Annotated in this window: 11 protein-coding genes; 4 read left to right on the top strand and 7 right to left on the bottom strand. The window is 58.4% G+C overall.

Annotated elements, in window-relative coordinates:
- Window positions 1–248: 248 nt before the first annotated feature.
- Window positions 249–797, top strand: a complete 549-nt coding sequence (locus tag V6582_RS24830; RefSeq protein ID WP_156630196.1) for a flavin reductase family protein — start codon at window positions 249–251, stop codon at window positions 795–797.
- A 211-nt stretch (window positions 798–1,008) separates the two neighbouring features.
- Here the strand turns inward: V6582_RS24830 and V6582_RS24825 are convergent, their stop codons facing one another.
- From V6582_RS24825 to V6582_RS24815, 3 genes are all read right to left on the bottom strand, one after another.
- Complete coding sequence (locus tag V6582_RS24825; protein ID WP_070147699.1) at window positions 1,009–1,476, bottom strand: RrF2 family transcriptional regulator; 468 nt, start codon at window positions 1,474–1,476, stop codon at window positions 1,009–1,011.
- Between the two features lie 269 nt (window positions 1,477–1,745).
- Entirely contained in the window at window positions 1,746–2,936 is a 1,191-nt protein-coding gene (ssuD, locus tag V6582_RS24820; RefSeq protein WP_156630198.1) for an FMNH2-dependent alkanesulfonate monooxygenase, read from the bottom strand.
- 25 nt (window positions 2,937–2,961) lie between these two features.
- A complete protein-coding gene (locus V6582_RS24815; RefSeq protein ID WP_156630200.1) occupies window positions 2,962–3,927 on the bottom strand; it encodes an aliphatic sulfonate ABC transporter substrate-binding protein in 966 nt (321 codons plus the stop codon).
- A gap of 382 nt (window positions 3,928–4,309) precedes the next feature.
- Here V6582_RS24815 and V6582_RS24810 point away from each other — a divergent pair, with 382 nt between their 5' ends.
- From V6582_RS24810 to V6582_RS24800, 3 genes are read left to right on the top strand one after another with little or no spacing between them, the layout of a single operon-like run.
- Window positions 4,310–5,278: an aliphatic sulfonate ABC transporter substrate-binding protein gene (locus V6582_RS24810; RefSeq protein WP_156630202.1), complete on the top strand. Its 969-nt coding sequence runs from the start codon at window positions 4,310–4,312 to the stop codon at window positions 5,276–5,278.
- Window positions 5,279–5,318: 40 nt separating this feature from the next.
- The gene (locus V6582_RS24805) at window positions 5,319–6,161 is read left to right on the top strand and encodes an ABC transporter permease subunit (RefSeq protein WP_234889543.1); all 843 of its coding nucleotides are present in this window, start codon (window positions 5,319–5,321) and stop codon (window positions 6,159–6,161) included.
- Between the two features lie 5 nt (window positions 6,162–6,166).
- The gene (locus tag V6582_RS24800; RefSeq protein ID WP_156630204.1) at window positions 6,167–6,994 is read left to right on the top strand and encodes an ATP-binding cassette domain-containing protein; all 828 of its coding nucleotides are present in this window, start codon (window positions 6,167–6,169) and stop codon (window positions 6,992–6,994) included.
- A 392-nt stretch (window positions 6,995–7,386) separates the two neighbouring features.
- Here the strand turns inward: V6582_RS24800 and V6582_RS24795 are convergent, their stop codons facing one another.
- From V6582_RS24795 to treY, 4 genes are all read right to left on the bottom strand, one after another.
- The gene (locus tag V6582_RS24795; RefSeq protein WP_197434263.1) at window positions 7,387–8,868 is read right to left on the bottom strand and encodes an FAD/NAD(P)-binding protein; all 1,482 of its coding nucleotides are present in this window, start codon (window positions 8,866–8,868) and stop codon (window positions 7,387–7,389) included.
- A gap of 322 nt (window positions 8,869–9,190) precedes the next feature.
- Window positions 9,191–10,114: an SHOCT domain-containing protein gene (locus tag V6582_RS24790; RefSeq protein ID WP_156630208.1), complete on the bottom strand. Its 924-nt coding sequence runs from the start codon at window positions 10,112–10,114 to the stop codon at window positions 9,191–9,193.
- Between the two features lie 197 nt (window positions 10,115–10,311).
- Window positions 10,312–10,743, bottom strand: coding sequence for an OsmC family protein (locus V6582_RS24785; RefSeq protein ID WP_156630210.1), 432 nt, complete (start codon window positions 10,741–10,743; stop codon window positions 10,312–10,314).
- A gap of 113 nt (window positions 10,744–10,856) precedes the next feature.
- Window positions 10,857–13,388 carry a malto-oligosyltrehalose synthase gene (gene treY / locus V6582_RS24780; protein ID WP_156630212.1) on the bottom strand — a complete coding sequence of 844 codons (2,532 nt, stop codon included), beginning with the start codon at window positions 13,386–13,388 and terminating at the stop codon, window positions 10,857–10,859.
- Window positions 13,389–13,599 lie beyond the last annotated feature (211 nt).

The following is a 13,599-nucleotide window of genomic DNA, read 5'->3' as shown; positions in this document are numbered from 1 at the left end:
ACAAACGACATCAAGAGAAGTAAGAGCCTATCTGTTCAGACTGAACCTGATAGGCTCTCGCATTTTTAGCACATTATATCGGCTGCATCGTAGAGTTAAAATGTTTCTTAGTCTAGGAATGCTGAATATCTCCATTTTTTAGAATTTTCTTCTCATAATTTAGTCTATTAAAATTATGGATTACATTGACAAAAGAGCAGTGAGATTCCATTTTACCGGCAGGAAAAGCCACCATTTGGAGATTGCTCATGACGATCCTCACCATGCCGCGCAAGGACGCCAACGCTACGCCCTATCCGCAGCCTTCCGTGGAGCCGGGTCTGCTGAAATCGGCCATGCGCACTGTCAGTGGCCAGGTTTCGGTGATCACGGCGGGCCAAGGGGCAGAGCGCACCGGCGCAACCGTCACCTCCGCTACCGCTTTGTCCGTCGATCCTCCAACGGTTATCGTCAATATCAACCGGACCTCTTCCAGCTATCCGGTGATCCGGAAATACGGTCATTTCGGCCTCAACATCCTTGCCAGTCATGACGAGCCTGTCGCCAATCGTTTTGCCGGCGTTGGGGGGCTGAAGGGAGAGGCCCGCTATGACGGGTCAAATTGGCTGGTCGGGCCTAGCGGCGCGTCGCTGCTGGTCGGTGCGCTCGCCGCAATCGACTGTGAAGTGGAAGAGATCATCGACCGCCACAGCCACGGCATCATCATTGGTCGGGTCATTTCGATCCAGCTCGGCGAAGGCAGTCCGCTGGCCTATCAGAACGGCCGTTACGGCAATTTCACACCGCTTCTGGGCTGACTCTGCGGCCAAAACAAAAAATCAGCCTGCCGGATCATTCAGATCCGGCAGGCTGATCCATGGTCTGGTAGATATGGTTCATAGTGGAAAGTGACGGAAACCAGCAATTTTAACGAGATCGCCGTGCGCCCTATATAGCGCACGAAGGTTCGCTGACGCGCTTGATAGCTCCTGCATGATTTCCTTCTTAAATCCTCGCAGATTTAAGGAATTATGCAGTAGCGCGCTTTTCCTGCTGCTCATCCTGCGTCAGCTCATTCAGGCTTGGCGTAGCGACGAATTGTTCCAGGGTCATATTGTCGAGAATAGAAGCGATGGCGTCCCGCACCTGGGTCATCGACCGCCGGACCTGACAGTTGACCGGATCGGCACAATCGTCGCAAGCTTCAAAAGCGGTGCGGCTAGCGCAACGGATCGGCGCAAGCGGCCCATCCAGCAGACGAATAGCGTGGCCAATGCGGATTTCACTGGCGGGATGCGACAGGGAGTAACCACCGCCCGGGCCTTTCTTGGACCGCAGGATGCCGCCATTGCGCAATTCAAGCAGAATGGTGTCGAGAAACTTCTTCGGAATGTTGTTTCTGAGCGCAATCTCGCTGATGAACGCTGTTTCACCCGGTCCAAGCTGAGCCAGATCCACCAGCGCTTTCAAACCGTATTTGCCTTTTTTCGTCAGCATGACTATCTGCTTTCCCAACATTCCGGACCAACAAATCTCGGCCCCATCCGCATTTCACCATGGCAATAAAGCCAAACTACAGCACGAATTTTAAAAACATATAAAAATTATGTATTTCATATTCAAGCTTCGCCGCAAGGGATTGTGGCTGGCAAACGACAGATCGACCGACGTTTCACCGCCGTTCGTTGCATGGAAACATCAAAAAAGGCAACACCGCCCCGGTTTAATCCAGAGCGGTATGGCGCATGAGCGACAATTGAAGGGCGTCAGGAACCGGAAACGACCCGGAAACCACCGGAATGGCCTCCGCCGGCAAAGACTTTCGAATCGGCGAAGTCGCTGTGCTTGATGTCGTTTTCACTCGACCTGCCCAGGCCAAGCTTCGGAAACAGCAGTTCCGCCACACGGTAGGCTTCTTCGAGGTGCGGATAGCCGGAGCCGATCACCGTATCAATGCCGATGGCCTGATACTCCCGCAGGCGCTCCGCCACCGTTTCCGGCGACCCGACCAGGGCCGTACCGGCCCCTGCCCGCACCAGTCCCACCCCGGCCCAGAGATTGGGCGAGACTTCCAGCTTGTCGCGTCGGCCATTGTGCAATTCCGTCATGCGGCGCTGCCCCACCGAGTCGGATTCCTTGGCAAAGCGCGCCTGGGTTTCGCGGATGGTTTCATCTGACAGTTTGGAGATCAGCTTGTCTGCGGCGGCCCAGGCCTCTTCATCGGTTTCGCGGACGATGAAGTGCAGACGGATGCCAAAGGAGACATCCCGCCCGCTGCGGGCAGCGGCAGCGCGCACCGCCTCGACCTTTTCCTTGACCTGCGCTGGCGGTTCGCCCCAGGTCAGGTATTTGTCGACGCGACGGGCGGCAAAATCGATCCCGGCATCCGAAGAGCCGCCGAAATAGAGCGGCGGACGCGGCGATTGTACCGGCGGGAAGCCTAGGCGCGCGCCTTCGGCACGGATATATTTGCCATTCAGATCGGCATGGCCCTTGCTCAGAAGATCTTCCCAGACGGTAAAAAACTCGTCGGCATGGGCATAGCGTTCGTCATGGGAGACGAAAATACCGTCACCCGCCAATTCGGAAGGGCTGCCGCCCACAACGATATTCAGCAGCGTTCGGCCGTTCGAGACCCGGTCCAGGGCCACCGCCAACCGTGCGTAATAGGCGGGCGATGCCGTGCCGGGGCGAATGGCGACCAGAAATTTCAGTTTCTGCGTATGGGCGGCCAGCGACGCCGCCGTGACGAAGGATTCCTCACAGGCGACCCCCGTCGGCAGCAATACGCCGTAATAGCCGAGCCGGTCGACGGCAATAGCAATTTCACGCAGATAACCGTGATCGACCGGACGGGTCAGGTCGTTGGAGCCGAGATAGGTGCCGTCACCCGACGTGGGGATGAACCAGAGAAAGTCGATGGGCCGCGCATTTTGCGCATTGGACGTTTTAGACATGGACAAGTCCTTTCATGAAAATGGTTCAGCTGGCCTTCGGGCGCCAGACGATCTCGGCGATCTTCAAAGGCTTCGGCAGAATTTGCAGGGCGTGAAACTCGTCGGCCAAGGCCTGCTGATAAGCGATGGCCTCATCGTTCAGGGTAGAAACGCTGCCGAGATCCGCGCCGGGCCGGCTCAGCACGGTCTTTGTCGTGTCGCGCGGCACGCCAGTGATTTCGGCAAGCGCGGTGATCGTCTCATCCAGATGGCTCTGCGCCCAGACGCCGGTCTTGCGCAATTCATCGATAACGTCAGTGATCACCTCCGGGTTTTTACTGGTGAAATCACCATTGCCGAAATAGAAGCTCCAGCTATCGACAATGCCGCTGGCCGTCGTCAGCACTCTCGCATTGGGATCGGTCTCGGCCACCGCAAAATAGGGGTCCCAAATCGCCCAGGCATCGACATTTCCAGATTTGAACGCCGCCCCCGCATCGGCAGGCGACAGATCCGCTGCCTTGACATCAGCTGGCGTCAATCCTGCCGTTTTCAGCGCCTTGACCACGAAATTATGGGCGCTCGAGCCGCGCTTGAAGGCTAGCTTCTTGCCCTTGAGATCGGCAATCGTCTGGATCGGCGAATCCTTGTGAACAAGCAATGCCGTGCCGGAGGGTGCTCCCTTGTAAGTGCCGACATAAAGGAGATTGCCGCCCGCCGCCTGGGCAAACAGCGGCGGCACATCTCCTGTCGGACCAAAATCGAGCGCACCGGCGCCCAGCGCTTCCAGCAGCGGCGGGCCGGAGGTGAACTCGGCCCAGGTCACGGTAACGCCGCGTGCAGCCAGACGCTTTTCAAGCGCGCCCGTGCGCTTGGCCAGTGCCAGCACACCATTCTTCTGCCAGCCGATCCGCAGGGTCGTGGTGGCCGCCTGGGCGGTACGGATTGCCGGCAAGGCGAGGATGGTGCTGGCAGCGCCAAGCAAGCCAAGGGTCTGTCTGCGGTTGATCATCAGCGGTCTCTTTCTTCGGTCTGTCACGTTCGTCAGACCTATATGATGATTTAGTCTATGGAATTTGTAAGCAATATTTTTCGCTTTATGGGCGATTGCGGAAATTTCCTGCCGCCATTTTACCGTCTCCAGGGGTCGGAATTTCGTCTCTTCTGAAGATGCCGAGACCGAAGTTAGACATGAGAGCCGGTTTTCGCGCCATCAGGCCCCAACCGCATGAGGGCATCATCGGCGCACGCCCCAACCCGGAAAACTGTCCAATGAGGAAAAATGTTTTCGCTGTTCGGGGAATATTGATCGATTTTATCTCCATTATTTCCATAGACTATATACTCTAACCTAAGGCGCAATCGCCCGGACTTAGGTTTTCAAGAGACGCAACATGACAGAATTGACCCGCCGCCTATTCGCGACCGGTGCCCTTGGCTCCCTCGCTTTATCCCTGACACTTGGCGCTGCCTTCCGCGCGCGGGCCGAAGGATTGGGTACCTTGAAAATCGGCTATCAGAAAACCGGTCTGCCAGTCATTGCACGCCAGCAGGGCGTCATCGAAGCCGCCCTCAAGTCGCAGGGGACCTCGGTGTCCTGGGTGGAGTTCGCTGCCGGGCCGCCGCTGGTCGAGGCCTTGAATGTCGGCTCCGTCCATGTCGGTTGGACGGGAGATGCGCCGCCGATTTTCGGGCAGGCATCCGGGGCAGCCATTGTCTATGCTGCGGCGCTGCCACCAAATGGCAAAGGCGAAGGCATCGTCGTCAAGGCCAGTTCCGGCATCAAGGATCTGGCCGGTCTCAAAGGCCGCAAGGTCGCAGTCGGAAAAGGCACCAGCGCCCATAACCTCGTCGTGGTTGCCCTTGAAAAGGCCGGGATCGGCTTTGACGAGATCACCCCGGTCTATCTCGGCCCTGCTGATGCGGCGGCAGCCTTTGCCAGCGACAAGGTGGACGCCTGGGCCGTATGGGACCCGTTCCTGGCGATTGCCGAGACCCGTTACGATCTGGTGACGCTCGCCCGCTCCAGCGAAGTGCTTGACGTCAAAACCTATTTTCTCGCCAATCGTGACTTTGCGGCAAGCCATCCCGACACATTGGCGACCGTATTGAAGGCGCTTGCCGTCGCGGCGGAATGGTCCGCCAACAATCGCGGTCAATTGGCCGCCGCCCTGCATGACATTACCGGCGTGCCGCTCAATGCCCAGACTTTGGCCGCCAACCGGGCCGAGTTCGGCATTTTCAAGATTACCGACGAGATCGTGGCAACCCAGCAAGAGACGGCAGACCGTTTCTTCCGGCTCGGCCTGATCCCGAAGAAAATCAACATCAAAGACGCCGTGTGGGTTGCGCCAACCAACTGAAGACCCAGGCAACTGAAGATAATGATCCGGAGTTGAAGCGATGCAGAATTCAAACCTCAGACAAGATGCCGGACATGCACCCTCGCATGGACTTGCATGGTTCGGGGCTGGCTTGTCGCGGCTGGCCGGCAACAGTATCGGCTGGGCGCTGCCTTTGCTGATCCTGATTGCCTGGGAAGCATCGTCGCGCGCCGGATTGTTGCAGCAAAACGTGTTACCGGCACCGTCTGCCGTCGCCGAAGCCTTCTGGCGGCTGACATTATCGGGCGAGTTGCCAACCAATATTGGCGTCAGCACCGTAAGGGCGCTGGCGGGCTTTGCCATTGGCGGCGGCATCGGTTTTGCACTCGGTCTGCTCAACGGCCTGTCCGCATTGAGCCGTGGCATTACCGATACAACCTTGCAGATGGTGCGCAATATTCCCCATCTGGCGTTGATCCCGCTGGTCATCCTGTGGTTCGGAATTGATGAGGAGGCCAAGCTCTTTCTTGTCGCGCTCGGCGTGTTTTTCCCGATCTATGTCAACACCCTGCTGGGCATCCAGAGCGTCGATCCACAACTGGTGGAAATGGGCCGCCTTTACGGCATGAAGCCCTACCGGCTGTTTCGCAAGGTTATCCTGCCGGGCGCCCTGCCCGCGATTTTTGCGGGATTGCGCTATGGCCTTGGCATCATGTGGCTGACGCTGATCGTCGCGGAAACCATCGCCGCCTCTTCCGGCCTCGGTTACATGGCCATGCAGGCGCGTGAGTTCCTGCTGATCGACGTGGTTGTTCTTTCCATTCTCATCTATGCGCTGCTCGGCAAACTGGCGGATCTGCTTGCCCGTTTCCTGGAGCGCGTGTTCCTGCAATGGCATCCGGCCTACCAGACAGCGAGGTAAGACCCATGACCGCAACGACGATGACGCGGCTTCGGCCAGTTCAGGAAGCACATCCTGCAACAAGACAGGAACAGGCATCCCAACCGGTGCTTGCCAGCCCCCGCCCGGCGTTTTCCTTCCGCAATGTCCGAAAGAATTTCGGAACCCAGACCGTGCTCGACGGCATAAACCTCGATGTCGCAGAAGGTGAGTTCCTGGCGATCATCGGCAAGAGCGGCTGCGGCAAGAGCACCCTGCTGCGGTTGCTGGCTGGGCTGGACAAACCAAGTTCCGGCGAACTTGTCCATCATGCCGACAAGAGCGATGCCGCCCGGGTTCGAATGATGTTTCAGGAGCCACGCCTTCTGCCCTGGGCAAAGATTGACGACAATGTCGCCGTTGGACTGACCGGAATCGCCAAGGGCAAGGAAGCGCTTTCGGCCGCCCGCGCCCTGCTGGAAGAGGTTGGCCTTGGCACACGGGCAAGCGAATGGCCCTCCGTTCTCTCAGGCGGCCAGAAACAGCGCGTCGCGCTTGCCCGCGCCTTGGCGGCGCATCCGCATATCCTGGCGCTGGATGAACCGCTGGGCGCGCTCGATGCGCTGACCCGGATCGAAATGCAGCAATTGCTGGAACGGATCTGGCAAAAGCAGCGATTTACGGCGGTGCTGGTCACCCATGACGTGTCTGAGGCCGTCGCCCTGGCCGACCGGATCGTCGTCATCGACGCCGGACGCATCGCGCTCGACCACAAGGTTGCATTGCCACGCCCAAGGCGGCACGCCACGGCGGAATGCGCGGCAATTGAAGCACAGATATTGGAGAAACTGCTGGGAGACGCGGCCCCCGCATAAAGAGAATACCAGCCCAGCATCGATGCGACCGGGCTGGCAAACCATGATATTATGGCGCTTTGCAACGCCGTTTGCGTTATATGGCGCGCGACAATAAGCGACGCAAACGTTTTGATGCGCGGCTCACCCCCCTCTGCCTTGCCAGGCATCTCCCCCTCAAAGGGGGAGATCGACCAACAGAAGGCTTCTTGCCCTGTCTTTTACCCATCTTCTATCGATACCGGTAATTTTCTGAAAAACTGGCAGTTCAGACAATCTGATCTCCCCCCTTGGGGGGAGATGTCCGGCAGGACAGAGGGGGTAAACGGCACACCAAAACGTGGGCGTCCTGTGAAGGCCATCAAAGCTTCTCAGTAGCGCTTTCCTCCTCAAATCCACGCAGATTTAAGGAATTATACAGTAGCGCTGCGGCTGACGATAACGGCATCGGCGATACGATGTGCCACCAGTTCGGCCTGGCGGGAGACTTCCGGGACGCCCATCAGCTCGCCAAACGTACCGCGTGCCAGCGGGCCTGCGATGAACAGATCCGCTTGCGGCCGGCCGTCGATAGCAATGGCCTGACCGCTCTCATCACAGGCGATACCAAGCCCATAAGCATCGGCCTGGAGGTGGCCCGTGCTTTCCAGCGTCAGCAACATCGATTGCGATTTCAGGACACTGGCATGATCGGGGCCTGTTGCCAGCACCACCCAGTCGAACAGCTTGCGCTCCACCAGCCCGGTAGAGGCTGCCACGAGATCGATGGCGATGGTCTCGATACCCCGCTCGATCTTGATCATCCGGCCTGAGGCAAGTGTCAGACTGCCCTCAGCCAACCGCTGCTGCCAAATGGCTTGCGCCTGGGGTGGCAGCCGGTAGCGATGCACGTCCCAAAGACGGCGGGCGTGGCGCAACAGCCGTTTTCTTTCCGTCGCATCGAGCCGCGCCCAGATGGTCTGGCCCTGTTTACGCAGGGCGTCGGTCACCGCATGCCAGGTCACACCATGGGCCTGCGCATCGGCCACCGCACGCCGCACGGCACGTATCAACGACCGCACTGAGCGACAATCATCCTCGCTGAACGAGCAAAACCAGTCCTGGGGCTGAAGAGTATGGCCACGGGACGACATACCCCGCCTTGAAAAGGCGGTGATCTCGCCACGATGGCCACGGGCCGTTAAACTGGCGACAATATCCGCTGCCGTCAGACCCATGCCGACGACAAGAACCCGATCCGTCGCACGGATACCGCAAAGGCTCTGGCCCGCGACGGAATTGGTAATAAACCGTGGATGACCTTGCAGGGCTGATTGCAATGCCCGCGGTGCCTTGGGGGCCGGGTGGGTGGCCGCCATGACGACGATATCGGCCTCGATCCAGGCGCCCAAATTGCCGGTCACCAGCCAGCGGCTCCCAATCCGGGTCACGGTTTCCACCGTCTCGCGGATGTGTTGGATGCGACCGTCTTCCAGATAAGGCGCCATCCGCTCCGCCATGAAGCGCCCGAAGGCTTCACGGCGCGCAAATACCTGGGTGGCATCACTGCCTGTGCATTCGACCCGGGCGTCCGGATCGTCCGCAAGCGCGCCGGATTGCCGCAACCACTCGGCAAAGGCAAGCGGCTCCTTGCCGTCGGCAATCATCCGGTTTGCTTCCACATTGAGACGAAGAGCCGGATCGTCCGTGTCATAGGCAAGCCCGGCCCCCAGCGTGGATCTCGGCTCAAAAACCAGAATTTGCAGATCATCGTCCTGCCGCTGCGCCAGAAACCTTGCCACTGACGCGCCGGCAAACCCTCCACCGACAATAACGACCGTCTTACGGGCAGGCGAAATGCTGCTTTTCGCTTGGGAAACCCCCAAGTGAGAAACCCCTGAAATAAACTGGAGCATGATGCCCTCCATCAAGCGGCCTTCAGGATAGCCATACAGGCATGCCCTGAGTGCCTGTTGAATTTGCCAGTCCTCGACTCCTGCCACTGCGTATTCACTATAAAATATATAGATTTAAATTGAAAGATGTCCACTGAACCTATTTGCGTCCAGGATAACATGATCTATCCTTGTGGAAAAAAGCAGGTGTTAAGCGCCTATTTATACAGCGCTTTTTCAATGACACGATACGGCCATGCAGGCGTAACTATGCGGCGGCCTGTTCGGCCACCCCATCATCCCAGATCCCGAATGTCCATCATCGAGCAGAATTCGTCTGCAATCAGAGCCTCGACAGAAGATCGGCCTTTTTGTCCTGATATTCCTTGTCGGTCAGGATGCCGCGGCCATGCAGGGCGGCGAGTTTTTCGATCTTGGCAAAGATCTCATCGTCACTGGCTGCCGGGGGAGCGGCTGGATGCCTGGGAGAAGTCCCTGCCGAAAATGCCTGGATCTCCGACGCCAAAGGCTCACTCGCTGGTTCAGGATTATCAAAAACAGGGGCGACGGGTGGCATGACCGGCGCGAGGGGCGCAGTCGCGGCTTCGCCTACCACATTCGTAACGGGCGAATTCGTACCGGGAGACACGACTTCAAGCTCCGAGAGCCGCACCAGCCCATATTGGGAGGTGAAGCTCAACGTCTGGTCGCCGCCCTGTTGCTGGGAAAATCCGCCGATCTGGTGGTCTCTGGTATCGTAGACTGTCGTGCGCCCACCGATATCGATCGCCAGCCTGCGGCTTGACGGGAAAAACGCATAGCGCAAATTGTTCTGGGCGCCGGTCGAAGCCGGAAAGCCAAGATCCGCTGGCCACCAGTTTGCTGCTGAAAGACTGCCGGGGATGAAGAGACTAACGCCGCTGGCAAAGCCACCGAACCCGCCATTTCCCTGCGATTGTGATTGCGAGGATGAGGCATAGCCGGATGCCGGGCGATGCAGATCACTGGTTTGCAGCAACGTGGCGATATCCGAGCAAAGATTGTCGACCCGGGCCTTCAGCCCATTGTTGAACATATCGCCAACCATGGTCATGCCACCCTGCGACCATTGCCCCATGCCACCAAGATCCGGGTGGTTGAACTGGGCCTGGTAGCCGTTGCCAGCCATCAACGCCATCAGCAAATGCTCGACCGCCCCGAAGCTCACCCCATGGCGTGTGGCAATGTCGCTCAGACGCGCTTGGCCCTCGTCACTCAGTGTCGGCATAACGGCGTCCCTCGCGGTTGGCAGCGATCCGTGATGTCAAGCTGCTGAGTTTGCCTAGCACGTGCCAGCCGGTGATCACAGGGGCTTTGAAAGGACAGCGATATCATCTCTTGAAAAAAGCGCAAAAGCCCGGCCTGGCATTCAAGCCAGACCGGACCGGTTATCCCAGAGTAACGTAGTTATCCCAGGATAACTGGTTATCCCAGGGTAACACTGAGGCTGATTGGCACGGCGGCCAGAGCCTTGGAAACCGGGCATCCCGCCTTAGCCTGATTGGCAATTTCCGTAAACCGGGCTTCATCGGCACCGGGCACATTACCCTTCAAGACAAGCTCGATGGCCGTGATGGCAAAACCAGCCTCCTGCTTTTCCAGGGTCACATTGGCCTTGGTTTCCAGGCTTTCGGCGGTCAGTCCAGCCTCGCCCAGCATCATCGATAAAGCCATGGTGAAGCAGGCCGCGTGGGCAGCTCCGATCAGTTCTTCCGGGTTGCTGCCGGTGACACCTTCAAAGCGGGTGTTGAAGCCGTAAGGATAGGCATCCAAGGCGCCGCTCTGCGTCGAAACCTTGCCTTTTCCGTCTTTCAAACCACCGGACCACTGGGCAGAACCGTATTTTTCGATCTTCATGGCAATCTCCTTTTTATACATAGTGGCCCAAATCTGGGCCCCCGCCTCTCCGTTCATAAGCGGGTCATGGGCTGGGATGTTGGGTTAACACCCCGGCGCAAGATCGGTTCCGCTTATGCCTGTCTGTCGATTGCAGTGAGTGAAGGCGTCACCAGCAAGGCGATATCGTCGCCTTCAAGCAAGTTCGAAACCAGCATCTGTTCACGATTGAACAACCGGCCTGACAGAATATTGTGCAACGGCCCCTGCACGCTTTCAGGGCAAACAATCATGGTATCCGCCCAGAACTCTGCTGCAACCCGTGCCATCTCAGGATCAAGCCGGCCAAACACCAATCTCGGCGCGATGGTCAGCGCTTTGTCATTGCCCTTCACGCGCGCGAAAGCGATGACGTGATCCCTGGCATGGCCAGTGACCTCCAACGGCACGTAATCACCGTCATTGAACAGGCTGGCATGGCGGCTACGAAGGGCAAGCACCTCCTGGATCAGCCTTTGCTTGCGCTGGATGAAAGAGACCGGGCGCTCATTTGCGGGCGCAGTCATTTCGGCTGCCAGCGCCTGATAATCGATGGTGCGACGATTGTCCGGATCGACAAGGCTGTCGTCCTTGCCCTCGGTTCCCTGGTAAATATCCGGCACACCCGGCGCCGTGAGCTTGATCAGCGTCTGGGACAGACTGTTGACCTCACCCGCCGCCATGAAGGGCCGAAGGGTATCGCTGAAATCCGTCAGGAAGCTTCGGTTTTCCGGCGACACCAGCTGTTCGGCATAGGCCAGAACCGCCTGTTCGAAAGCCTCGTTTGGCTCGGCCCAATCCGTTCGCAACTTGGCTTCCCTAAGCGCTTTTTCAGTATAGGCCAGAAAGCGATCGGCCAGCGTGGCTGGATCGGTTGTTTCGGTCGGCGCGAGCCAGATCCCTGCCAAAGCCTGGTACAGCATCCACTCTACATTCGGATCTGGCGCTGGACCATCCGGCAAGGAGACGAGACTGCCGCGATGCATCTGGCGCCAGCGGCTCACACCGTCGATCCAGGCATCCGCCCCTTCCGATAAGGTATAGAGACGGGCGCGCGCATCCTCGCCGCGCTTGGTGTCATGGGTGGAGCTTGCAGACAGACCATGCTTCTGGGTCTGCAAGCGCTCGATCATTGCGGTGTGGAAGGCGCGGACACCACCCGGCGCATGGGCTGGCTCGCCACCAACCTCGTTTGCGGCAATCAGGCGATTGTAGCGGTAGAACAGCGTATCTTCCAATGCCTTGGCCATGACAGGACCGCTCAACTGCTGGAAGCGGATGCGGAATTCATGCGCCGTTTCCGCCTCGAACCCGCCGAGCAACAGGCGCTCAATAACGCCAAGCGCGCCATCGTCCACTCCCCAGAGCCGAGCCTGTGCAACGACCTTTTCCAGGACAATTTTGTCCTGCGCATCAAGGTCGCCGTGATAGCCATAGGTCCGGTAGACTGGAAAAGCGATCAGCAATTCCTGTATCGCCTTGCGCAACTCGTCCTCGTCGTGACCGGTGCCAATCGATTGCGCCAGCGCCACCAGCCGGGTGACTTCGCCCTTGAAATTGCGTTGGACCATCCGGGTCTTGGCGTCCCGCAGGCCTTTGACATAGTCCGCAGCTCCGGCGTCGGTGTCGTTATAGGCCTGCTGAAGACGCTCCAGCCCCTCGCCATTGATGTAGAGGTGCGACAGGGCGGTGATGAATTCGTACCCAGTCGTGCCGGACACCGGCCAGCTCGGCGCAATCACCTCGCCTGCCCCCAGAATTTTCTCGACAGTGATATAAGTCTGCGGTCCCGCCACCTCGCGCAGACGAGCAAGATAGCCCGCCGGGTCAGCCAGCCCGTCGACGTGATCGATCCGCAATCCCTGAACCTGCCCCGACCGCACCAGATCGAGGATCAGCCGGTGGCTGTCTTCAAACACCTGCGGTTTTTCCACGCAGACACCCACCAGGCCGGTGACTTCGAAGAAGCGGCGATAGCTCAGGCTTTCGGCAGCCTGTTGCCAATGTTGAAGCTGCCAATGCTGGGCATCGAGTAAAGCCCTGATTTTTTCAGGCGACGCGAGCACCTCGGCCAAGGCCGCCCGGTCGGTATTTTCAGAGACAAGCGCCTGCGCGATGCTTTCATCGCTCAAGGGAATATGCGTCTCGAAATAGCCAAGGCTGAACCGGTCGGTGTTGTCATCCCGTATGACAGTCAACTCACCATCGGTAAGGGCATCCTCAAGGGTCTTGCCAAGCAATGGCAAGGTCAGCTTCCGGCTCCAGTCAATATCGAAATGCCCGGCATAGGCGCTCTGGCTGCCATTTCGCAGCACGTCGTACCACCAGGCGTTTTCGACCGAGGCCGCCATATGGTTGGGAACGATATCGAGGATGAGGCCGATATCCGCCTTCGCAAGAGCAGCGCACATCCGCTCGAAACCGGCTTTCCCACCGATAACCGGGTCGATTTCGTTGGCATCCACCACATCATAACCGTGGGTGGAACCACGGGTGGCCGTGAAGATCGGCGATGCATAGAGATGGCTGATGCTCATCGATTTCAAATGCGGAATAAGATCGATGGCATGATCGAATGTTATGCCGTTTCGAAATTGCAGACGGTAGGTCGCTGTTGGGATGGTCATGCTGCCCTCTTGATGGTGTTTGCCAGTAACACGGCTGGCCGCCATCGGTTCCACACGGTCCCGGGCAATAATGGCATGGGAATGCCGATACCTGCGGCATCAAATACCGGGAAAGACGGAACACCGGAGCACTTTGGAAGTTAAAGCCTCGGTTTGCCCGATCACTACCCGACCACCCCGCCGATCACCCATTGAAATGCGCAGGAGACAC

This window comes from Agrobacterium vitis (assembly GCF_037039395.1).
Taxonomy (GTDB): domain Bacteria; phylum Pseudomonadota; class Alphaproteobacteria; order Rhizobiales; family Rhizobiaceae; genus Allorhizobium; species Allorhizobium vitis_E.
The sequence above is the reverse complement of the archived record's forward strand: the minus strand, read 5'-3'. Positions and strand labels throughout refer to the sequence as shown.

Excerpts from the sequence above, each read along its gene's own strand:
- V6582_RS24830 (WP_156630196.1), top strand. The coding sequence starts at position 249 with ATGACGATCCTCACCATGCCGCGCAAGGACGCCAACGCTACGCCCTAT.
- V6582_RS24825 (WP_070147699.1), bottom strand. The coding sequence starts at position 1,476 with ATGCTGACGAAAAAAGGCAAATACGGTTTGAAAGCGCTGGTGGATCTG.
- ssuD (WP_156630198.1), bottom strand. The coding sequence starts at position 2,936 with ATGTCTAAAACGTCCAATGCGCAAAATGCGCGGCCCATCGACTTTCTC.
- V6582_RS24815 (WP_156630200.1), bottom strand. The coding sequence starts at position 3,927 with ATGATCAACCGCAGACAGACCCTTGGCTTGCTTGGCGCTGCCAGCACC.
- V6582_RS24810 (WP_156630202.1), top strand. The coding sequence starts at position 4,310 with ATGACAGAATTGACCCGCCGCCTATTCGCGACCGGTGCCCTTGGCTCC.
- V6582_RS24805 (WP_234889543.1), top strand. The coding sequence starts at position 5,319 with ATGCAGAATTCAAACCTCAGACAAGATGCCGGACATGCACCCTCGCAT.
- V6582_RS24800 (WP_156630204.1), top strand. The coding sequence starts at position 6,167 with ATGACCGCAACGACGATGACGCGGCTTCGGCCAGTTCAGGAAGCACAT.
- V6582_RS24795 (WP_197434263.1), bottom strand. The coding sequence starts at position 8,868 with ATGCTCCAGTTTATTTCAGGGGTTTCTCACTTGGGGGTTTCCCAAGCG.
- V6582_RS24790 (WP_156630208.1), bottom strand. The coding sequence starts at position 10,114 with ATGCCGACACTGAGTGACGAGGGCCAAGCGCGTCTGAGCGACATTGCC.
- V6582_RS24785 (WP_156630210.1), bottom strand. The coding sequence starts at position 10,743 with ATGAAGATCGAAAAATACGGTTCTGCCCAGTGGTCCGGTGGTTTGAAA.
- treY (WP_156630212.1), bottom strand. The coding sequence starts at position 13,388 with ATGACCATCCCAACAGCGACCTACCGTCTGCAATTTCGAAACGGCATA.